This is a genomic window from Modestobacter sp. VKM Ac-2982 (genome assembly GCF_026967935.1).
Classification (GTDB): Bacteria; Actinomycetota; Actinomycetes; order Mycobacteriales; family Geodermatophilaceae; genus Modestobacter.
The window spans coordinates 279,438-299,762 of record NZ_JAPVBL010000006.1; the positions used below are offsets into that span (position 1 = coordinate 279,438).

The window sequence follows — 20,325 nt, forward strand, 5'->3', positions numbered from 1 at the left end:
GGAGGACGACATGACCGAGCACCTGACCGTCGAGGGCGGCACGATCGCGTACGAGGTGACCGGAGTCGGCCCGCTCGTCGTACTGGCCCACGGCATGGGTGACAGCCGCGCGGCGTACCGCTTCCTCGCCCCGGCCCTGGTCGCCGCCGGGTACCGGGTCGCCGCCGTGGACCTGCGCGGCTCCGGCGAGTCCAGCGTGGGCTGGGCGTCCTACACGCGGACGGACATCGCCGGTGACCTCATCGCCCTGGTCGAGCACCTGGGCGGCCCGGCCGTGCTGATCGGTCACTCCATCTCCGGTGGCGCCGTCACGATCGCCGCGGCGACGGCCCCCTCGTCGGTCACCGCGGTGGTCGAGCTGGCGCCGTTCACCCGCAAGCAGCAGATCGGGCTGGGCGACCTGCGGAGCGCCCGCTTCCGGCGCGGCATGCGCCACCTGCTCGGCACCGCCCTGCTCGGCAGCACCGGGCAGTGGCGGAAGTACCTGGCGGTCGCGTACCCCGGGCCGAAGCCGGCGGACTGGGACGCCCGCCTCGACCAGATCGAGGCGATGCTGCGGGAGCCGGGCCGGATGAAGGCCCTGCAGGGCATGGGGAAGACGACTCCCGCGGACGCGGGTGCGCGGCTGGCCGACGTCCGCTGTCCGGTGCTGGTGGTGCAGGGCACGCTGGACCCCGACTGGGCGTCCCCGCAGGCCGAGGGCGAGGCGATCGTGGCCGCACTGCCGACCGGGCTGGGGCGGCTGGCGATGATCGACGGCGCCGGGCACTACCCGCACGTCCAGTTCCCCGACCAGGTGAGCGCCCTGGTGCTGTCGTTCCTGGACTCCGTCCGTGCCTAGGGCCGGTCTCGACCGGGCTGCCGTCATCGCGGCCGGTGCGGCGCTCGCCGACGAGGTCGGCTTCGCCGGCCTCACCATGGGCCGGCTGGCCGAGCGGGTCGGCGTGCGCACCCCGTCGCTGTACAAGCACGTCGCCGGCCAGGAGGACCTGAACCGCGGGATCGCCGCACTCGCCCTCGCCGAGGCAGCCGACGCCGTCGGCACCGCCACGCAGGGGCGCGCGGGCCGGGACGCGCTCACCGCAGCCGCCCATGCGTTCCGGGACTTCGTGCTCGCCCACCCGGGCCGGTACGCCGCCACCATCGGCGTCGAGCCGACCGGTCCGGACGACCCGATCACGGTCGCCGGGCTGGGCGTGCTCGACTCGTTCTCCGCGGTGCTCCGGTCCTACGCCGTCCCGCCTGCCGAGATGGACCACGCGCTGCGCACGGTGCGCAGCTCCCTCCACGGTTTTGCCACCCTGCAGTCGGCGAACGGCTTCCAGTGGTCCGCCGACGTCGACGAGAGCCTCGAGTGGCTCATCGCTCTCCTCGACCGCGGCCTGCGGAGCGCCTCTCCGCAGTAGCCCGGACGCCGCCCGACCCCCCCCACCCACCACAATGGCCATTCCGGTGGTCACACGATCCGGACGCGGAGGCGGCGGAAGCCGCGACCCTTGTTCTCCACCTTCACCACCTCGACCCGGCCGACCATCGCCGTCGACGCCACGTGGGTGCCGCCGTCGGCCTGGGTGTCCAGCCCGACGATGTCCACGATCCGCACCACCTCGATGTCCGGCGGCAGCAGGTTGGTCGCGGTGCGGATGATGTCCGGGATCGCGAACGCCTCCTCCCGCGGCAGCTCCCGGACCTCGATCCGGCGGTCGGCGGCCAGCTCGGCGTTGACCGACTCGGCGACCCGGTCCTTGAAGTCGGCCGGCACCTCGGCGAGGTCGAAGTCCATCCGGGCGGTCAGCGGCTCCATGGTGCCGCCGGTGACGAGCGCGCCGAAGTCGCGGAAGACGACGCCGGTGAGCACGTGCAGCCCGGAGTGGGTGCGCATCAGCGCGGTCCGGCGCTCGTCGTCCAGCGCGCCGCGCACCGCCGTCCCCGCCGGTGGCAGCGGGTCGCCCTCGACCGGGAGCAGGTAGAGCTCGTCGCCACGGCGGGTGCCGGCGATCCGGGTGCGCACCCCGCCCCACAGCAACACGCCCTGGTCCGGGGGCTGCCCGCCGCCGCCGGGGTAGAAAGCGGAGCGGTCCAGCACGATCCCCTGCTCGGGGTCGGCGGCGACCACGGTGGCGTCCCACTCCCGCACGGTGGCGTCGGCGAGGTCGAGGCGGTGGGTGTGTCCGGCGTGCGCAGGGGCCATGCCGGCATCCTGCCCGCCCCCGGCCGGGCGCGGGCCAGTCCACCCGCAGTCCAGTCGGCCGGTCGATCCGGGAAGACCAGCGCGGCACGTACGGTTGCCAGTCGCCGCAGCGCCCCGTCCGCGTGCCACCCCGTCCGAGGAGCAGCCGAAGTTGTCGAGCCCGTCCCAGGACGCCGCCCCCGAGCCGGCCGTCTCCGCCGAGCAGGCTGCCGTCACCGACCTCTACCGGCGGCTGGACGCCGCCCGCGAGCTCGCCGTGACCCGGTTCCGGCAGGCGCTGGCCAGCCCGGTGATCAACCCGCAGTCCCTCGGTGAGCGGGAGGCCGCCGCCCGGTTCCACTCGCAGCGGATCACCGCGCTGGACGCTGCCGACCACGGGCTGGTGATCGGCCGGCTGGACCGGGAGGAGCAGCCGGCCCCGCTCTACATCGGCCGGGTCGGTCTGCCCGCCGACGACCCCGCGGGCGACCCGGCGCTGGTCGACTGGCGGGCCCCGGCGTCCCGGCCGTTCTACACCGCGACGCCGTTCCGGCCCGAGGGCGTGGTGCGCCGCCGGCACATCCGCACCCGCAGCCGCGCGGTCACCGCGGTCAACGACGAGGTGCTCACCGTGCGCCCCGAGGAGACCGACGGGCCGCCGCTGACCGGCGAGGCGGCGCTGATGGCCGCGCTCACCGCCGAGCGCACCGGCCGGATGGCCGACATCGTGGCCACCATCCAGGCCGAGCAGGACGCGATCATCCGCAGCGACGCCCGCGGGGTGCTGGTCGTGCAGGGCGGCCCGGGCACCGGGAAGACCGCGGTGGCCCTGCACCGGGCGGCCTACCTGCTCTACACCCACCGCGACCGGCTGGCCCGCAGCGGCCTGCTCGTCGTCGGGCCCACGCCGACCTTCCTCCGCTACATCGCCGACGTGCTGCCCGCGCTCGGGGAGACCGGGGTGCTGCTCGCCGGGCTCGGCCAGCTGCGCCCCGGGCTGGACGCGCGCGGCCAGGAGAGCCAGCAGGTGGCGGAGGTGAAGGGCCGGCTGGCGATGGTCGACGTGCTCAAGGCCGCCGTCCGCGACCGGGAGACGGTGCCCCGCGGCGTCCGGGAGCTGCGCATCGACGGGGTGTCGATCAAGCTGCGGTCGGTCGACCTCACCCGCTGCCGCACCGCCGGCCGCCGGGCGTCCCGGCTGCACAACCTGGGCCGGCCGGCGTTCCGCCGGGCAGTGGTCGACCTGGTGGCGCAGCGCTACGCCGACCGGATCGGCGCCGACGTGCGCGGCGGTGGCAGCCTGCTGGACTCCCGGGACCTGGACGCGCTGCGCTCGGAGATCGCCGACGAGGCCGCCGTCCGGGCGCTGGTCGACGAGATGTGGCCGGTGCTCACCGCCGAGCAGCTGCTCGGCGACCTGCTCTCCTCCCCCGAGCGCATCGCGCGGGCGACCAAGGGCTGGACCGACGAGGACCGCGCACTGCTCGCCCGCCCGGCGGGGACACCGTGGACCCCGGCCGACGTGCCGCTGCTGGAGGAGGCCGACGAGCTCCTGGGGTACGACGACAGCGCCGACCGGGCCCGTGAGGCACGCCGTCGCCGGCAGGCCCGGGACGAGGCCCAGGACACCCTCGACCTGCTGTACGGCTCCCGGTCCACCGACCTCGATGACGACGAGGACGGCGAGGAGCTGACCGCCGGCGACCTGCTGGACGCCGAGATGCTCGCCGACCGCGAGGCCGAGGTGGACGTCCGGTCCGCGGCCGAGCGGGCCGCGACCGACCGCACCTGGACCTTCGGGCACGTGGTCGTCGACGAGGCGCAGGAGCTGTCGGCGATGACCTGGCGGCTGCTGGCCCGCAAGTGCCCCACCCGGTCGATGACCGTCGTCGGCGACCTGGCCCAGACCGGCAGCCTGGCCGGCGCCACCGACTGGGGCGCGGTCCTCGCGCCGCACGCCGCTGCGCAGTGGCGGCTCGCCCAGTTGACGGTGAACTACCGGACCCCGGCCGAGGTCATGGCCGTCGCCGCCGACGTGCTGGCCGCCGGCGGGGCCGGCACCACCGCGCCCCGGTCCGTGCGCAGCACCGGGGTGCCGCCGACCGCCGAGCGGGTGACCGAGGAGACGCTGCTCCCCCGGGTCGCCGACGTGACCGCCGAGCTGGCCGCCGCCGGGGGCACCGTCGCGGTGATCGTGCCGCCGAGCCGGGTCGACGACGTCGTCGACTGCCTGCGCACCGGCTGGCCGGCGGTCTCCAGCGGCCCGGCCGCGGACTCCTCCGCCGGGCCGGTCGTCCTGGTGCCCGCCGACGCCAAGGGCCTGGAGTTCGACTCGGTGCTGCTGGTCGACCCGGCCGCGGTGCTGGCCGAGGGCGTGCGCGGCCACAGCGACCTGTACGTGGCGCTGACCCGGCCCACCCAGCGGCTTGCCGTGCTGCACCCCGGCGAGCTCCCCCGCGAACTGGACCGCCTCACCGAGCCCCCGCCGTCCGAGGCATAGGAAGCTCTCCACCCGGTTTCGAGCCCGGAACCGGGTGGACAGCTTCCTGTGCCGGGCCCAGCCCGGGTCAGCTGACCCGGAGGACGTCGGCCACGGGGCGCCGGCCGGTGGTCACCTGCTCGCCCGACGGGCGGCCCAGTCGCAGCATCATCTGCGGGTGGCCGACCAGGTCGAGCCGGGCGGTCAGCCGGTTGCGTACCCAGCCCTGGTCCAGCGCCTGGGTCAACGGTGAGGCCGCCAGCCCGGCGTCGGTGATCGACAGCAGCAGCCGGCCCAGTGCCGTTCCGGCCAGCAGCCAGGCGGCACGGTCGTCGGCCGCGGTGCCCAGCAGCACGACGGAGGGGTGCTCGACCGGGGGTGGCGGGTCGTCGTCGGCCGGCGTCGCCGGGGCGTCGTGCGGTCCGCCGCCACCGGCGAAGTCGCGGACCGGGGCGTTCGTCGCGCGGCCCTCCCTGGGCAGCGCTGCGACCGGCACGCCGTCCGGTGCGTCCGGGTCGGCGCGGGTCCACGCCTGCAGCTCGGCCAGGTAGGCCGGGTCGCGCAGTTCCTGCTGCTCGCCCTGGTCGAGCAGGACGGCGACCGCCGTCTCCTCCTCCACCCGGGTGATCGGCTTGAGCCACACGCCGTCCTGGCCGGCCTCGGCCTGCAGCTGGTCGACCAACCCGGCCGGCAGCGGCTCGGCGAGGAACGGCGCGCGGTCGGTGTGCCGGGACTGGATCGCCGCAGCCAGCCGGACGTCGGAGGCGCTGGGCTCGGCCTGCCCCACCACCCGCACGGTGGCGAGGTGCTCGGGATCGGCCGGATCAGGCAGCAGGTCGAGCTCGGTGGTGAAGCCGGAGGCACGCAGCGCCACCACCGCGAACTGCACGGCCACCCCGCAGCTGAGCACCTGCTGGCGGCCGGTGGGGTCGACCGCCGGCAGGGCCCGCGAGGTGTCGCGCCGCACCTCCAGCCGGTCGCCGGAGGCGGTGAACGTCCAGGGCTGGGTGTTGTGGATCGACGGTGCCCGCACCGCCTGCTCCACGACCTGGGTCCACTGCGCCTGGTCCGGCATGTCGGTCTCCTGTCGCCCTCGGGTGCGTCTCCCCCAGCCTCCCCGGGAACGAGCCGCAGGGCAGGGGCCGAAGGTCCCGGGTCAGGAGTCCCGGGTGAGCGCCAGCAGCGCGATGTCGTCGGCGCGGTGCGGGCCGGTCAGCTCCGCCAGCAACCGGTCGCAGAGCTCGTCGGCGCCCGCGGCCGCCCAGCGCTCGGCCGCCGCCCGCAGCCGGGCCAGACCGCTGTCCAGGTCACTGGTGCGGCTCTCCACCAGACCGTCGGTGAACAGCAGCAGCGTGGCGCCCGCCGGCACCTCCCCGCTCCACTCGACGGCCGGTGCCGGCGGCGCCCCGAGCATCCGGCTGGGCACCACCGGCAGGTACTCCGCTCGCCCGTCGACGATGAGCAGCGGCGGCGGGTGGCCGGCCGAGGCGACGTGCAGCAGGCCGGAGGGCAGGTCGAGGGTGGCGAAGAGGGCCGTGGCCATCCGCTGCAGGCCGAGCAACGGCCAGCTGGCCTGCAACCGGTCGATGACGGCGGACGGCGCGGGCGCCTCCACCAGCAGCGCCCGGTACACGCTGCGCAGCTGGCCCATCGTCGCCGCCGCGGTGATGTCGTGGCCGACCACGTCGCCGACGGCGATCGCCACGTGCTCGCCGGGCAGCGTCGCGACGTCGTAGAAGTCGCCACCGATCTCCACACCGGAGGTGGCGGCCAGGTAGCGCACGGCGACGGTCATCCCCGGCACCGCGGGCGGGTGCGGCGGCAGCAGGGTGGCCTGCAGCGTGTGCGAGGTGCGCGACTCCAGCTCGTACCGCTGCGCCTTGCTGAGCACCAGGGCGACCTGGTGCGCCAACTGCTCGACCACCTCGACGTCGGCGGCGGTGAACGGGCCGCGGTGCCGGTCGGCGCTCAGCGTGAGCGCGCCCAGCGACCGCCCGTCGGCGATCAGCGGGACGCTGACGATGCTGGCCAGCTCGAGCGCACGCACCGCCGCCAGTTCCCGGGGGTCGCGGACCACCGAGGCGAGCCAGGCGTCGTCGGGTGCGGTGAACCACTGGGTGCGGCCCTCGGCCAGCGCCCGGCGGGCGGGATGGGGCAGCTCCCGCGCCGGCGGCGCCCACTCGAGCAGGGTGTCGACCAGGTGCTGGCGGTCCGGGTCGCCGTGCCGGGCGACCACCCGACGGGCCCCGTGCTCGGTGACCAGGTCCAGCATGCACACGTCGGCCAGCCGCGGGACGGCCAGCTCTGCCAGCCGGTCCACCGTCTCGCCCACCCCGGCCGCGCCGGCCATCAGCCGGGCCGCGTCGAGGAGGAAGGCGGAGCGCGCGGCCTGGCGGGTGGTCTCCTCGTGCAGCCGAGCGCGTTCCAGCGCCTGCCCGGCCTGCCGGCCCAGCGTCCAGAGCAGGTCGACGTCGCCGTCGGACAGCGCACCGGCCCGGGGCTCGTCCAGGTCGATCAGGTCGTCGGTCGAGCTGCCCAGACCGAGCAGCAGCACGCCCAGGCGCCGGGTGTCGGCGGACACCGGGACGACGGCGAGCGCGTTGAGGCCCGCCTCCTCCAGCGCGGTGGCGAGCTCGGGCCGCCGGCCGTGCAGCCGCTCGTCGGGGACGACCACCCGCAGCCCCTCGGCCAGCTCCAGGGCGATCCGCCCGTCGGCCGCCGTGGCCAGCTGGTCCAGCAACGCGGCCGGCAGCCCGTCGCACCGGGCCACGACGAGCTCCGACCGGGTCCCGGCGTCGGCGGCGCTGCCGTCCGTGACGACCGGGCCGCCGGTGACCAGCAGCAGCGCGGCCCCGCGGCTGCGCAGCGCCGTCCGCGCCTGCTGCACGACGACCGAGGCCACGTCGGCCACCGACGTCGCGCCGGCCAGCTCGACGACGACCTGCTGCAGCGTCCGGGACCGGGCCTCGGAGAGCTCCGCGGCCCGGTGCGCAGTGAGGATCTCCCGCTCGTAGCGCCGCCGGGCGGTGGCCTCGAACAGGGTCGCGCGGACCATCAGCGGCCGGCCCTCGGGGTCCCGCAGCTCGACCGCGTTGACCAGGCAGGGCAGCACCGAGCCGTCCTCCCGGACGACGTCCAGCGCGACCTCGCGGACCGCGCCCTGCATCCGCAGCAGCGGTGCCAGGTGGGTGTCGTGGAAGACCTGCCCGCCGACGCTGAGCAGGTCGCGCAGCCGGGTGCGCAGCACCCGCTCGGCGGGGCGGCCCAGCCAGGTGCAGAGGGTGCGGTTGACCTTGACGATCGTCCCGTCCGGGAGCGTCGACAGGTAGCCGCAGGGCGCGTTCTCGTACAGGTCGGCCGGGTCGTCCTCGAGCAACTGGTCCAGCCGGGCCCGGTTGTCCTCCCCGCGGCGCCGGTCGAAGTCGGCCATGCGGGGCGCCGTCACGACCACGCCCGGATGGCGGCCGTGGTCTCCTCGGGTTCGCTCAGGTGCGGGCAGTGCCCGGTGGCGGTCAGCTGGGTGAAGGTCGAGCCGGCGATGTGCTCGTGCACGTACCGACCGGCCGTCTCCGGCGCGATCACGTCCTCCGCACACTGCAGCACCAGGGTGGGCACGTCGACGCCGGGCAGGTCGGCCCGGTTGTCGGAGAGGAAGGAGACCCGGGCGAACTGCCGAGCCACGTCGGGGTCGGTGCGGCAGAAGCTGTTGGTCAGCTCGGCAGCCAGCTCGGGCCGGTCCGGGTTGCCCATGATCACCGGCGCCATCGCGGTCGACCAGCCCAGGTGGTTGGCGTCCAGGTTGTCCAGCAGGTCCTTGACCTGGGCGCGGGAGAAGCCCCCGACGTAGTCCCCGTCGTCGACGTACCGGGCGCTGGGGCCGACCATGACCATCGCCCCGAACAGCTCGGGGGCCTGGGCGTGCGCGAGCACCCCGATCATGGCGCTGACCGAGTGCCCGACGAAGACGGCGTCAGTCAGCTCCAGGTCGCGCATGACGTCGACGACGTCCGCGGCGTAGCCACGCAGGGAGTTGTACTTCACCGGGTCGTAGGCCGAGAGGTCGGAGCGGCCGAAGCCCACGTGGTCGAAGGTCACCACCTGGTGGTCCACCTCGAAGTCGGGGGTGATGAACCGCCACATGTTCTGGTCGCACCCGTAGCCGTGCGCGAACACCATCGGCCGCCCACCGGGCCGGCCGCTCACACGGACGTCGTGCCGCGTGCGGACGCTCATGCCCACGAACCTACGCGACCGGGGCGTTCCGGTACCAGCCTGCGCACCCCGGTCAGCCGGGCCGGACGGCGGTGAGCACGACCCCGCTGGCCGGTCGCGCCGGGATGCGGCGCAACGAGATCTCCAGGTCCTGCGGCGGCAGGGTGTACTGCAGCCGGGCCAGCCGGACGGCGAGCGCCGACAGCAGCGCGACGGTGATGTCCTCCCCGGGGCAACGGTGCCCGGTCCGCGGGTCACCGGCCCCTTGTGGCACCAGCTCCCACGGGCCGATCCGGCGGACGGCGGCTCCGGCGCCCTCCCCGTCAAGGAACCGCTCGGGTCGGAAGGCGTACGGCTCCGGGAAGAGCTCGGGGTCGTGGTTCTGCCCGAACAGGTCCAGCAGGACCATCGCCCCGGCGGGCACCGTCTCCCCCTCCCACTCGACCTCACGCGGCGACCGGCCGCCGATGAACGGGGCGAACGGGTAGTACCGCCGGACCTCGTGGGCCACCGCGGTGGCGAACGCCGGTTCACCGGTGCGCAGCCCCTCCCGCACGTCCGGCCAGTGGTGCAGGGCGTGCGCCGTGAAACCGACGAACCAGCAGACCGCGACCGTCGGACGGATGACGTTGAGCACCTCCACCGCGGCCACCCGCGGCTCCAGCAGCTCCCCGTCGGAGTCGCGGTGGCCGGCGACGACGTCGACCACCGAGCCCGCGGGCACGCTCCGCCGGCCGCTGCGCACCTCCTCGACGATCCCGGCCAGCCAGGCCTCGCGCCGCTGGCGGACTCGGCGGGCCCGCCAGTGCCGGGGAGCGCCGGTGGCGAAGCCGTCGACCAGGGTGGTGAGGTCGCGGGCCAGCGCCGGCAGCTCGTCATCGCTCACCGGCACCGCCGCCCAGTCGCAGACGCCGCGGGTGAGCACCTCGGCGACGGCGTCCATCAGCACGACCTGCGGCTGCCCTGCCCAGCGCGGCACGGCGTCGTCCCAGGCCGACGTGACCCGGTCGACCAGGTCGCCGATCCCCTCGCCCATGAGCAGGTGCACGAACATCGCCTTGCGCACCCGGTGCGCCTCGCCGTCGAGGGTGTGCACGGCCCCGTGACCGAACAGCGTGCTGACCACCGGTTCGGGCAGCGCGCCGCTGCGCCGCACGTTGCGCTCGTCGTAGAGGAAGCGGGCCCCACCGGTCCCCTCGACGCCCAGGGCCGGGCGCGCCATCAACCGGGTGCGCACGCTGTCCCGGCCGACGGCGCGGCGCAGGTCGGGCAGCCAGGCGTAACCCCTGGCCAACATCGGGATCGACTGGTCCAACCGGGGCATGCGGATCACGGCCGATGACGTGCCCACCACGCCGGCTCGGAAACCAGAGGTCAGGGTCCTCCTCCGGGGCCACCCTGGTCGTGGCCCCGGAGTCGGCGAGCGGTCACCAGGGCCCCGCCTCCCTCGCCGGGACGTCGTCCGGCAGGGGCTCACCCCGGGCGGCCCGGGCGGCGGCGTAGGCCGGGCGCCGGAACCGGGCCATCGGCCCGTCGGCGGCCAACCCCGGCGGCGCGTGCAGGACGGGGTCGAAGTGCACGGTCGGGTCCGGTGGATCGGTGGGGGTCAGCAGGGTGATGCGGGCGAAGGGCTCAGCCGGACCACGGCCGATCGCCGCACAGAGGGCGATCGGCAGCCCGGGGCCGCGGGCGACCAGCCCTGCACGGTCGGACGAGAGCCCCGACCACTCCGGGACGGCGGTCAGCCGCACCGGGCCGGCGATGCTGCGGAAGGCCATGATCGAGCCGTACCGGCAACCGGCGTCCCGGCGCAGGAGCGGCACCTGGCGGCCCCACGGACCGCTCCCGGTGGAGGACAACAGCAGGTCCACCGGCTGCGCCCCCGGCAGGCGCACCGCACAGCCGAGCAGGTCGGGCAGCGGTGGGGGCAGGCCCGCACCGCGGGAGAGCCGGACCAGGACGTCGTCGGCCCCGCGTGCGTGCAACCACGGGACACCGGTCTCCCGGAGCAGCCCCCAGCGCTCCAGCCGCGCGGAGAAGGCCACCCCCCGCGGGTGCAGCGGCTTCGCCCCGCGGACGCGGGCCAGTGCCGCGAACGGGACGGCGACCGCCCGGCCGGCGACCTCGGCGACCTCGGCGACGTGGACCATGCCGAGCGGGTTACCACCAGGCCGGTGGCCTCACGCCTGGATTCGGGGCCCCTCCGGACCGGCGCCCCGTTGCGCGCGGCCGTGGGTGGTGCTGATCAGTGCCGGGTGGTGCCGCAGTCCGTGCAGCGCTTGCGGGCGCTGGCGTTCTTGCGCCGGCAGTTCTCGCACGTCCAGACCGTGCGTTCGATCGTGCGCATGTCCCGTTCCTCTCGACCGGCCGGTGTCCCCGGCCTCCCCCTGTGGTGGACCAGGGGTCTCCCGCCACCACAGATTCGACGCTAGGTCGCCCTGGTGACGGGCAGATGTCCGGCGCGAGACGACTGGGCGGCGGGCGGTCGGGCGGCGGGACGGGGGTGCTCAGCCGCCGGAACCGCAGCCGCCGGCACCGCATGCGCAACCACCGCAACCGGCTGCCGGAGCCGGCGCGGGCCGGCGGGCGATCCGGGCCATGCCGACGGCACCGGCCAGGTTGGCCAGGCCGAGGGTCACGACCGCGGCGGCGGCGAGGACACGCGCCGTGGCCAGCAGGGCGTCGACGCCGCCGAGCACGGCGACCGCCACCGCAGCGGCCACGACCAGCACGGCACCGGCCAGGGCCAGCGGACGGCGGTCGGTGGCGGCGACGGCCAGGGCCGGCAGCGCGACCACGCCGGCGGCGACGAAAAGCCACCCGGTCGCCGTCGCCGACAGCAGGGCCAGGCCGATGGCCAGGGCGCCGAGCCAGACGCCTCCGGCGCCGACCAGGGCAGCCGTGCGCTGCACGGTGCCGGCGCGGGCACCGCGCAGCAGCGCCACCCCCCGGACGACGCCGAACAGGCCGATCGCGCCGAGCAGCACCCGCGGGCCGACGCCGGACCAGGTCAGTGCCAGGACCCCCAGGGCGAGCAGTGCGGCGCCCAGCACCGCCATCCGCGGCCAGGTGGACCGGGCCTGCTCCGGGGTGGGCGGGGTGATCGGGGAGCTCCCGGCCTGCCGGCCGGCGGTCACGGCGTTCGTCACGTCGTCAGTGTCCCTCACCGACCGGGATCCGTCCCGTACGGACCGGCACCGCCACCGTGCCCGCGCGCGCTCCCCCGGCGGCGGGCCTCCTGCTGTGCCACGCTGATCGCCGCTTGCGGCAGGCGATCGCCGAGCACACGGCGACACAGGAGGAACGGTCATGGGCACCTCGGGAACCGCGGCGAGAGCCGACCAGGCAGGCAACAGCGACGCCCTGGAGCACCTGGCGCGGGTCGGGCTGATCGCCTACGGCGTCGTCCACCTGCTGCTGGCCTGGCTGTCGCTGCAGCTGGCCTGGGGTGGTGGTGGCGGCGGCTCGGCCGACCAGTCGGGCGCGATGTCCACCCTGGCTGCGCAGCCGTTCGGGAAGGCGCTGCTGTGGGTCCTGGCCCTGGGCCTGCTCGCGTTGGCCGTCTGGCAGCTGGCCGAGGTGCTGCGCCACCGGCACGGCCTGCAGGCCTCGGGCGATGCGCGGAAGGACGCGCTCGCCACCATCGCCAAGGCGCTCGCCAAGACCGTCATCTACCTGGTCCTGGCCTACACCGCGATCCGGTTCGCCACCGGAGGTGGGCAGTCCAGCTCGGGGCAGGAGGAGCAGGCGGTCGCCGGCGTCCTCGGCTGGCCCGGCGGCCGCTACCTGGTCGGGGCGGCGGCGCTCGCGCTGATCGGGGTGGGCGCCTACCTGGTGCACAAGGGCCTCACCAAGAAGTTCCTCAAGGAGATCGACACCGCAGACGCCTCGGCGACCCAGCGCCGGCTGATCCAGCGGCTGGGTCAGGTGGGCTACCCGGCGAAGGGGGTCGCCCTGGCGGTCGTCGGTGGCCTCCTCGGCTGGTCGGCGATCACCTTCGACTCCGACAAGGCCGGCGGCCTCGACGACGCGATGCAGACCATCCTGTCGGCGCCGTTCGGTCAGGCCCTGCTGACGCTGGTCGCCCTCGGCATCGCCGCGTTCGGCGTCTTCTGCCTGTTCCGCGCCCGGTTCCCCGAGCGCACCTGACCGGCGCGGAGCGGGCTGCTCGGGCAGCATCCCCGTGGTGAACGTCGTCCCGCAGCGGGTGCACGAGGCGGTCGCCCGGGCTCGGGAGGTCACCGACCACCCGGTCCTCGAGCACCTCGCCCGGGTGGGGCTCATCGCGTACGGCGTGCTGCACGTGCTCATCGGCTGGCTGGCGTTCCGGATCGCCTGGTTCGTGCAGCCGAGCACCGAGGACGCCGACCAGACCGGCGCCCTGCAGGCGATCTCCGGCTCCCCCGGCGGCCGGGTGCTGCTGTGGGTCATCGGGCTGGGGTTGTTCGCGCTCTCCCTCTGGCAGGCCGGTGAGGTGCTGCGCTGGTGGACCGGGCTGCTGCACCCCTCGCGCCGGTTCCGCGCCGCCGTCGTGTGCACCAAGTGCGCGGCGAAGGCGGTCGTCTACGCGGTGTTGGGGGTGACGGCCCTGTTCTTCGCCGTCGGTGCCGGCTACCAGGCCGACGAGCGGTTCCAGGCGATGACCGACGACGCGCTGGAGATCCCCGGCGGATCGGCGCTGGTCGTCGCCGTGGGACTCGGCGTCGCCGCCGTCGGCCTGTACTTCCTCGTCCGCGGGGCCACGGGGAAGTTCATGCGGGACGTCGACCTGGACTCCGTCCCCGACGAGTGGGCAGTGCGGATCCGGCGGCTGGGCGCGTTCGGCTACGTGGCCAAGGGGATCGCCTTCACCGTCTCCGGCGGCCTGCTGGTGTTCGCGGCGGCCACCCGCGACGTGTCCACGGCGACCGGGCTGGACGGTGCCATGAACGCGATCGGCGGGGTGCCGACCGGACGCTGGCTGCTCACCGCGGTCGCCGTCGGGTTCGCCGCGTTCGGCCTCTACGCGCTGGTCCGGGCCCGCTACCCCGACCGCGACCCCGCCACCTGACCCGACCCGACCACCGAAATGGCCATTCTGGTGGTCCAGCGGAGGGGGATCAGGCCGGCGTCGGTGGACCGACTTCGCCAGGCGTGCTCGGTCACCGGGGACGTGACCGCTCGATCAGTCGACGACGTTGAAGACGTCCCACAGGCCGGTGATCTGCAGCGGGCGGACGACGGCGCGCGTGGTGCCGCACCGCACCCGCAGCTCGCGGCCGGCGGCCACGGCTGCCCGATGGGCGGTGGCCAGGGCCGAGAGCCCGGCGGAGTCGAGGAAGGTGACCCCGCGCAGGTCCACCTCCACGGTCGTGGTGTCCGGGCGCTGGACGACCTCCAGCAGGCAGCCGCGCAGCCCGGGGGCAGTGGCGGAGTCGACCTCGCCGCTCACGGAGACGGTGCAGCCGGCCGATGAAGTGGCGGCGCGTACGTCGATGCGGGTGGGGTCGATGTCGACGTTGAGTGCGGTCATACGGACCTCCGGCATAGCTCGCGTGACCGATGGCGACGACCACCGGTCTCGTGCGCCGAGCAGGGTTCACTCGGTCGCGGCTGGTGGTTGAACCGCAACGCTGACGCTAGGGAAGCGATCGGTTGGGCACAAGGGGCCCTCGGCGTGGCGGCGCGTGCCACGCCGAGGGAGCGATCCCACGAGCTCGGCGTGTCAGCCCCAGACCTCCTGCGCGGTCTCCACCACCAGGGCCAGCTTGGCGACCTGCTCGTCGCGGGTCAGGGCGTTGCCCTCCACGGTGGAGGAGAAGCCGCACTGCGGCGAGAGGGCCAGCTGCTCCAGCGGCACGTGCCGCGCGGCCTCCTCGATCCGGCGCTTGAGGTGGTCCTTGTCCTCCAGCTCCGGCCGCTTGCTGGTGACCAACCCCAGGACGACGCGCTTGCCCGGCGGCACGAACCGCAGCGGCTCGAAGCCGCCGGAGCGTGCGTCGTCGTACTCCAGGAAGAAGCCGTCGACCTCCAGCCCGCCGAACAGCGCCTCGGCGACGAAGTCGTACCCACCCTCGGCGACCCAGGAGGACCGGAAGTTGCCGCGGCACATGTGGGTGGTCACGGTCAGCCCGTCGGGGCGGCCGGCGAGGGCCGCGTTGATCTGCCGGATGTACCGCTCGTGCTGGTGCTCCGCGTCGCGCCCCTGCCCCGCCAGCTCCGCGCGCTGTGCCGGGTCGTTGAGGTAGGCGAGGCTGGTGTCGTCGAGCTGGAGGTAGGTGCACCCCTGGGCGGCGACCGCCTGCACCTGCTGGCGGTAGGCGGCCGACAGGGCGTCCCAGAAGGTGTCCTCGTCCGGGTAGACGGCCGGGTCGATCGCCGCGGCCCCGCCCCGGTAGTGGACCATCGAGGGCGAGGGGATGGTCAGCTTCGCGGTCTGCCCGGGCTGCACCTGTGACTGCAGGAAGGCCAGGTCGGGGCCGAAGATCGGCTCGTCGATCGACAGCGGCCCCTCGACCCGCAGGCCCGCCGGGGTGAAGTCGATGGTGCCGTCCGCGTTCTTGAAGTGGACCTCGATGTTCTCCTGCACCTTGGTGATGCCGTTGATCGCGTAGATGAAGTCCATGTGCCAGGACGCGCGGCGGAACTCCCCGTCGGTGGCCGTCGACAGGCCCACGTCGGCCTGCATCCGGACGACGTCGGCGATCGCCTCGTCCTCGACCCCGCGCAGCTCGGCGGCGTCGATGTCCCCGGCGGCGAACCGCGCTCGGGCGTCGAGCAGTGCCGGCGGGCGCAGCAGGCTGCCGACGTGGTCGGCGCGGAACGGTGGGCCGGAACGGTCGGGCATCTGCCCAGCATGCTCGACCCGCCGCGCGTCGGCCTGTCCGGACGGCGCGGGGCCGCACGGGGTGGCCGAGGCCACGCCAGGTGCCCAGCCGGGTGCCCAGCCGGCAGGCGGATACTGGCCGGCATGTCGAAGCGGACCGTCGTCGCCGGGGTCGCCTGGGTCGTCCTCACCGTGCTGGCCTTCGGCACGGACGTGATCCTGGGCTCGGTCGTGCTGATCTTCGGCGGTGCCGCGGTCGTCGTCGTCCAGCTGTCCAGCACCTGGTCCCAGCACCCGGACTTCGAGGCCCGCGAGGTGGTCCGCGCCCGGCGGCGCAAGGCCAAGTGGGAGAAGAACGCCCCCCGCCGGGAGAAGGACGCCGCCCGCTACGCCGCCCACCAGGCGCGGCAGGCCGCCAAGGCGCGCGCCGCCCAGGACCGGACGACCGGGGCCGAGACCGACCGCACGACCTCCTGAGCCGACGAACCGGCTCCTGAGTCGACAAACCGGTGGACGGCCCCGGACGCCGTCCCTACCGTCCTCGCCATGGGCGACACCTTCGGTGCGGTGGCGGTCGCACACCTCCTGAGCTGATCCGCGGGCGCTGCCGCACAGCCCCGCCGTCCGGCGGTCCGACGACCGACCGAGACCGCTCCTCACCCGTTCCGGCGTGCCCGCGCCGATGTCGCGGGCTGCCCGCTGCCCCTCCTGGAGGCCCCCGTGTCACGACCCACCCCTGCCCTCGACGGCCCGGCCGGCGCAGCCCGCGGCCGACTCCCCGACGACGCCCACGACGGCTTCGACCGGCTGACGCACGCGGTGCTCGCCGCCCCCGGCGCCGGCCGCCCGGCCGCACTCGGCGCGGTGCTGCGCGGGCTGCTGCCCGGCACCGCCGGGGTGCGCTGGCTGCACGCCGAGGGCCTGTCCCCGACCTCGCGGGCCGCCGACCTCACGGCTGCCCACTGGCTCTCCCTGCACGAGGCGTGGCTGGCTCACGAGCGGGCACCGCGTGCCGGGGGCCGGGCGCCCGGGCACGGTCCGCGCCCGGACAGCCGGCACGGGCACGCGCCCGGCGCGCAGGCCATCCCGCGCTACTACTGAACACGGAGCCCTGACAGGGCGAGTGCGGCCACCACCGGCGCCCCGTCCTCCGCACCACGAGCTCACGGTGCGGAGGACGGGGTCCGTCAGCCGACGGCGTCCTCGGCGGCGAGCTCGGCCGCGCGGTGCGGATGGGCGAACGCCTCGGCCAGCGCCTGGCGCAGTGGCCAGGCCCCGGACCGCCAGGCCAGCGCCCGGCCGAAGGCGGCCGGCGTCCCGTCCACGGCGTCGACGTCGCCACCGGGCCACCAGGCCACCTCGACCCCGCCGGTCACGGTCAGCGTCGGGTGGACCGCGACCGACCCGCTGAGCTCGGCCAGCCCCAGCCGGGCGGCGGCCAACCCGGCACCGGGCACCTCGGCCCAGCCCACGGTCCGCGCCGGGCGACTGGTGACCCGGGCGCCGACCTGCTCGCTGGCCAGCGGCACGTCCAGCAGGTCGGCGACCGCGACCGGCCGGCCGCCGGCGGGCACCACGGCCGATGACACCAGTGGCTGTAACCACGGCGCATCCAGCACCACCGCCGCGACGCTGACCTGGTCCGGCGCCGTCCGGACCCGCCGGGGCGGGTCGACGTCAACACCGTCCAGCGCGGCGGCGAGCTGGGCGTACACCGTGCGCAGGACGGCTGGGGAGACGGCGCGGGCCGGGTCGCCGAGCCGGTCGAGCAGGTCGATGGCGTCGTCCACGTCGGCCAGCACGTCGGCCACGGTGGCCGGGACGGCGAGCAGGTCGAGCACCGCGGCGGGGAGGTCGCCGACCGGTTCGTACAGTCCCTGCAACTCGACGGCGCCGGGTGCCCGCAGCCGGGCCGGCAGCGCCCCGTCCAGGACCGGCGAGGTCCGCAGCCACCAGCGCAGGTACCCCGGGACGACGGTGCCGCCGAGGTCGACGTCCGCGCGGGCGGCCGGGGGCAGGGCCGCCAGGAGCGGCAGCGCCCGGTCCCAGTCCCGCACCAGCTCGAGGTCCCGCACGGCGGTCAGCACCGGCCACTCCGGTGGCGGCGCATCGGCCGGCAGCCGGTCCAGGACGGCGTCCACCCACTCCTCGACCCGGTCCACGTCCAGCTCGTCGGGGTCCTCCGCGGTCACCAGCGCGAAGGTGTCCAGCACCCCCACCGCGCGCAGCGCGTCGACGTCCTGCCCTCGCGCGAACCCCGGGTCGAGCGCGCCGAGCGCCCCCGGAGCCAGCACGTCGGCCAGCGGTGACCCGGGGCGCACCAGCTCACCGGCGGGCGCCCAGCCGCCGTCGTCGTCGGGCAGCGCCAGCTCCGCCAGCCACGGCAGCTCACCGGGGGTGGGTGCGGCGGCGGCGGCGAGCGCGAGGACGGCGATGGCCAGCGGCTCGACGTCCTCGCCGTCGTCCGCCCGGTCCAGCGAGCTCTGCACGGCCGCGCGCACGTCCGGGTCGGCGAGCACGGCGGCCGCGGTCGCCGGCCGCGCCCCCAGCCGTTCCAGCACCCGCCGGGCGGGACCGGTCGCCGCGGCCGGGTCGACGATCCGCAGCCCGAGCGGAGCCAGCCGCCCGGCGGGCAGCGACTCGTCGGCGAGCAGCACGCCGGCCGGGGTCTGCGCCGTCCGACCGTCGGCCAGCGGCACCGGCAGAGCGGCCAGCTCGTCCCGGTCGGCGCCGTCCAGCGCGCCGTAGAGCCGGGCCCACCACTCCCCCGGCCGCCGCACCCCGCGCACCGCCTCGACCACGTCGGCCCACCCGGCGCGGCGCACGCCCAGTGCGGCCAGCACCCGGGCGTCGGTGCGCCGGGACCAGCCCGCCGGCAGCAGACCCGGGAGCACTCCGACCAGGGCGGCGACGCGCTCGTCGGTCGGGTCGTCCAGGACCACGGCGCGGTCCGGGCGCAGCGGCGGCTCCTCCGGGTCGGCGGCCGGCAGCCAGGCGGCCGCGGTGAGCCGGCCGAGCACCGCCCGGCACAGCGCGGCGTCCAGTTCGGCGGCCGCCAGCCCGACGGCCGGCACCAGCTGCAGCAGCGCCGGGTCGGCGGGCAGCCCGGCGAGCAGCTCGACGTAGCCCGCGGCGGCCACCTCGACGAGCGCGTCGGTGACCGGACCGGGGGCGACGTGCCGCCGGTCCGGGCCGAGCGGGAAGGGGGCGATCAGCCGGGCGGGCAGCGACAGCGGCTCGTCGCTGGGGGTCGGTGCGTGCAGCACCTGGCGGCCGGCCAACGGGACCGGCACCCCGTCGTCGTCGACCGGGACGGCCCAGGTGACGGCGTATCGGCGGCGCTCGCGCTCCTCGACCGGGCGGTCGGCGAACAGCGCCGACGGGAGCTCCCCGGTGCGCTGCACCAGCTGCCAGGTCGTCGTCCTGTCGTCCTCGCCCAGCCGGACCTGCGGGCCGTCGTCGGAGCGGGTGAGGCTGCGCAGCCGACCGTCGAGCACCACGTCGACCCGGCTCAGCGCCGGCAACGCCAGCAGCACCTCGGCCTCCAGTGACTGCAACGAGGCGCGCACCGCCTCGACGGCGTCCGGTCGCAGGGGCAGCACGACCTCGGTGGCGAACCCGCCCGCGGGCCGGCCGTCGACCTCGAACGGCAGCCGCAGCACCGGGACCGCGCCGTCCCGACGGGCCAGTTCGGCCACGAGCGCGGGGACGGCGGCCACCGCCGCCCGGGTGTCGCCGGCGCTGAAGCGCACCGAGCGGCCGGTGGAGAGGACGGCCGGCTCGTCGGTCACCGCGAGCACGGCCGCGAAGCCGACCCCGAAGCGGCCGACGCTGTCGCCGGTGTCCCGCTTGGCCGACGCCCGCAGGGTGGCCAGCGCCTGGACGCCGTCGTCGTCCAGGGGCGCCCCGGTGTTGGCGGCCCGCAGGACCCCGTCGGTCAGGTCGAGCCGGAGGTGCCCCGGCACCCGAGCCCGGCTCGCCGCGTCGGCGGCGTTCTGGGCCAGTTCGACGAGGAGCCGGTCGCGGTAGCCGCCCCGGACCAGGTCCTCCTCGGCGTTGGCGTCCTCCCGGAACCGGGCCGGGGAGTCGGTCCAGGCGGCCAGCACCCGGCGGCGGAGCTCGGCGGGGGTGGACACCGGGGCAGCATGCCCGAGGGTGCCCGCGGGAGGGACCCGGACAGACGTCGAGGGCCCGGCCTGTGCAGGCCGGGCCCTCGACGTCTGGGGAGTGGGACTCCCGTCAGCGGGAGATGTGCTTGCGCCCCGTGACCGCGACGTAGATCCCGAGCACGACGATCGCGCCGATGATCGAGCCGATGATGCCGGCGGTGCCGAGCTCGAAGCCGTTGCCGGTGAACAGGCTGCCGAGCAGGTTGCCGACCAGCGAGCCGACGATGCCGAGCACGATCGTCAGGCCGATGCCGAGGTCCTGCTTGCCGGGGACGACGGCGCGGGCGATGAACCCGGCGATCAGACCGACGACGATGAGCACGATGATGTTCCAGAGCACGAGTGCCTCCTTCTTCCGACGGCGGACCGTCATGCGTCCTGGCGTCTCCAGAAGCAGATGATCATGTCCCCAGCTGGCATCGTTCCCAAACGCCGAGATGATCAACGTTCATCACATTGAGTGACGGTGTAGCCCATCGCGGGCCATTCG

The 20,325-nt window shown here is 75.6% G+C and carries 18 protein-coding genes; 7 read left to right on the forward strand and 11 right to left on the reverse strand.

The window, feature by feature from the left end; genetic code table 11:
• Positions 1–10 precede the first annotated feature (10 nt).
• Positions 11–841, forward strand: coding sequence for an alpha/beta fold hydrolase (locus O2W20_RS20945; protein ID WP_269173559.1), 831 nt, complete (start codon positions 11–13; stop codon positions 839–841).
• Positions 834–1,406 carry a TetR/AcrR family transcriptional regulator gene (locus tag O2W20_RS20950; protein ID WP_269173560.1) on the forward strand — a complete coding sequence of 191 codons (573 nt, stop codon included), beginning with the start codon at positions 834–836 and terminating at the stop codon, positions 1,404–1,406. Before O2W20_RS20945 ends, O2W20_RS20950 begins: the two co-directional genes overlap by 8 nt.
• Before the next feature lie 50 nt (positions 1,407–1,456).
• Here O2W20_RS20950 and O2W20_RS20955 read toward each other — a convergent pair whose 3' ends face one another.
• Positions 1,457–2,191 carry an alanyl-tRNA editing protein gene (locus tag O2W20_RS20955; protein WP_269173561.1) on the reverse strand — a complete coding sequence of 245 codons (735 nt, stop codon included), beginning with the start codon at positions 2,189–2,191 and terminating at the stop codon, positions 1,457–1,459.
• A 151-nt stretch (positions 2,192–2,342) separates the two neighbouring features.
• Here O2W20_RS20955 and O2W20_RS20960 point away from each other — a divergent pair, with 151 nt between their 5' ends.
• Positions 2,343–4,670 carry a HelD family protein gene (locus O2W20_RS20960; protein WP_269173562.1) on the forward strand — a complete coding sequence of 776 codons (2,328 nt, stop codon included), beginning with the start codon at positions 2,343–2,345 and terminating at the stop codon, positions 4,668–4,670.
• A gap of 67 nt (positions 4,671–4,737) precedes the next feature.
• Here O2W20_RS20960 and O2W20_RS20965 read toward each other — a convergent pair whose 3' ends face one another.
• The 6 genes from O2W20_RS20965 to O2W20_RS20990 form a co-directional block, all read right to left on the reverse strand.
• Positions 4,738–5,724 (reverse strand): Acg family FMN-binding oxidoreductase, encoded by a 987-nt coding sequence (locus O2W20_RS20965; RefSeq protein WP_269173563.1) that lies wholly within the window; start codon positions 5,722–5,724, stop codon positions 4,738–4,740.
• A gap of 81 nt (positions 5,725–5,805) precedes the next feature.
• Entirely contained in the window at positions 5,806–8,079 is a 2,274-nt protein-coding gene (locus O2W20_RS20970) for a SpoIIE family protein phosphatase (protein WP_269173564.1), read from the reverse strand.
• Positions 8,080–8,090: 11 nt separating this feature from the next.
• The gene (locus O2W20_RS20975; RefSeq protein ID WP_269173565.1) at positions 8,091–8,882 is read right to left on the reverse strand and encodes an alpha/beta fold hydrolase; all 792 of its coding nucleotides are present in this window, start codon (positions 8,880–8,882) and stop codon (positions 8,091–8,093) included.
• A gap of 52 nt (positions 8,883–8,934) precedes the next feature.
• The gene (locus tag O2W20_RS20980) at positions 8,935–10,185 is read right to left on the reverse strand and encodes a cytochrome P450 (RefSeq protein WP_269173566.1); all 1,251 of its coding nucleotides are present in this window, start codon (positions 10,183–10,185) and stop codon (positions 8,935–8,937) included.
• Positions 10,186–10,288: 103 nt separating this feature from the next.
• Positions 10,289–11,011, reverse strand: a complete 723-nt coding sequence (locus tag O2W20_RS20985) for a phosphodiesterase (protein WP_269173567.1) — start codon at positions 11,009–11,011, stop codon at positions 10,289–10,291.
• A 357-nt stretch (positions 11,012–11,368) separates the two neighbouring features.
• Entirely contained in the window at positions 11,369–12,010 is a 642-nt protein-coding gene (locus tag O2W20_RS20990) for a hypothetical protein (RefSeq protein WP_269173568.1), read from the reverse strand.
• A gap of 160 nt (positions 12,011–12,170) precedes the next feature.
• On the opposite strand from O2W20_RS20990, the gene O2W20_RS20995 reads away from it, so the two are divergent.
• A complete protein-coding gene (locus O2W20_RS20995) occupies positions 12,171–13,010 on the forward strand; it encodes a DUF1206 domain-containing protein (RefSeq protein WP_269173569.1) in 840 nt (279 codons plus the stop codon).
• A gap of 37 nt (positions 13,011–13,047) precedes the next feature.
• A complete protein-coding gene (locus O2W20_RS21000) occupies positions 13,048–13,911 on the forward strand; it encodes a DUF1206 domain-containing protein (protein WP_269173570.1) in 864 nt (287 codons plus the stop codon).
• 114 nt (positions 13,912–14,025) lie between these two features.
• On the opposite strand, the gene O2W20_RS21005 is transcribed toward O2W20_RS21000, so the two are convergent.
• Complete coding sequence (locus O2W20_RS21005) at positions 14,026–14,373, reverse strand: STAS domain-containing protein (protein WP_269173571.1); 348 nt, start codon at positions 14,371–14,373, stop codon at positions 14,026–14,028.
• Between the two features lie 192 nt (positions 14,374–14,565).
• Positions 14,566–15,687 carry a 5-methyltetrahydropteroyltriglutamate--homocysteine S-methyltransferase gene (locus tag O2W20_RS21010; RefSeq protein ID WP_269173572.1) on the reverse strand — a complete coding sequence of 374 codons (1,122 nt, stop codon included), beginning with the start codon at positions 15,685–15,687 and terminating at the stop codon, positions 14,566–14,568.
• 123 nt (positions 15,688–15,810) lie between these two features.
• Here O2W20_RS21010 and O2W20_RS21015 point away from each other — a divergent pair, with 123 nt between their 5' ends.
• Together O2W20_RS21015 and O2W20_RS21020 are read left to right on the forward strand one after the other, a co-directional pair.
• Entirely contained in the window at positions 15,811–16,143 is a 333-nt protein-coding gene (locus O2W20_RS21015; RefSeq protein ID WP_269173573.1) for a hypothetical protein, read from the forward strand.
• 243 nt (positions 16,144–16,386) lie between these two features.
• Complete coding sequence (locus tag O2W20_RS21020) at positions 16,387–16,767, forward strand: hypothetical protein (protein WP_269173574.1); 381 nt, start codon at positions 16,387–16,389, stop codon at positions 16,765–16,767.
• An 86-nt stretch (positions 16,768–16,853) separates the two neighbouring features.
• Here O2W20_RS21020 and O2W20_RS21025 read toward each other — a convergent pair whose 3' ends face one another.
• Together O2W20_RS21025 and O2W20_RS21030 are read right to left on the reverse strand one after the other, a co-directional pair.
• Positions 16,854–19,802, reverse strand: a complete 2,949-nt coding sequence (locus O2W20_RS21025; RefSeq protein ID WP_269173575.1) for a sacsin N-terminal ATP-binding-like domain-containing protein — start codon at positions 19,800–19,802, stop codon at positions 16,854–16,856.
• A 103-nt stretch (positions 19,803–19,905) separates the two neighbouring features.
• Positions 19,906–20,208: a GlsB/YeaQ/YmgE family stress response membrane protein gene (locus O2W20_RS21030; protein ID WP_269173576.1), complete on the reverse strand. Its 303-nt coding sequence runs from the start codon at positions 20,206–20,208 to the stop codon at positions 19,906–19,908.
• Between the last annotated feature and the right edge of the window lie 117 nt (positions 20,209–20,325).

Bases quoted from the DNA above. Each gene is read 5' to 3' on its own strand.
- O2W20_RS20945 (WP_269173559.1), top strand. From the start codon at position 11: ATGACCGAGCACCTGACCGTCGAGGGCGGCACGATCGCGTACGAGGTG.
- O2W20_RS20955 (WP_269173561.1), bottom strand. From the start codon at position 2,191: ATGGCCCCTGCGCACGCCGGACACACCCACCGCCTCGACCTCGCCGAC.
- O2W20_RS20965 (WP_269173563.1), bottom strand. From the start codon at position 5,724: ATGCCGGACCAGGCGCAGTGGACCCAGGTCGTGGAGCAGGCGGTGCGG.
- O2W20_RS20970 (WP_269173564.1), bottom strand. From the start codon at position 8,079: ATGGCCGACTTCGACCGGCGCCGCGGGGAGGACAACCGGGCCCGGCTG.
- O2W20_RS20975 (WP_269173565.1), bottom strand. From the start codon at position 8,882: ATGAGCGTCCGCACGCGGCACGACGTCCGTGTGAGCGGCCGGCCCGGT.
- O2W20_RS20980 (WP_269173566.1), bottom strand. From the start codon at position 10,185: ATGCCCCGGTTGGACCAGTCGATCCCGATGTTGGCCAGGGGTTACGCC.
- O2W20_RS20985 (WP_269173567.1), bottom strand. From the start codon at position 11,011: ATGGTCCACGTCGCCGAGGTCGCCGAGGTCGCCGGCCGGGCGGTCGCC.
- O2W20_RS20995 (WP_269173569.1), top strand. From the start codon at position 12,171: ATGGGCACCTCGGGAACCGCGGCGAGAGCCGACCAGGCAGGCAACAGC.
- O2W20_RS21005 (WP_269173571.1), bottom strand. From the start codon at position 14,373: ATGACCGCACTCAACGTCGACATCGACCCCACCCGCATCGACGTACGC.
- O2W20_RS21010 (WP_269173572.1), bottom strand. From the start codon at position 15,687: ATGCCCGACCGTTCCGGCCCACCGTTCCGCGCCGACCACGTCGGCAGC.
- O2W20_RS21015 (WP_269173573.1), top strand. From the start codon at position 15,811: ATGTCGAAGCGGACCGTCGTCGCCGGGGTCGCCTGGGTCGTCCTCACC.
- O2W20_RS21030 (WP_269173576.1), bottom strand. From the start codon at position 20,208: ATGACGGTCCGCCGTCGGAAGAAGGAGGCACTCGTGCTCTGGAACATC.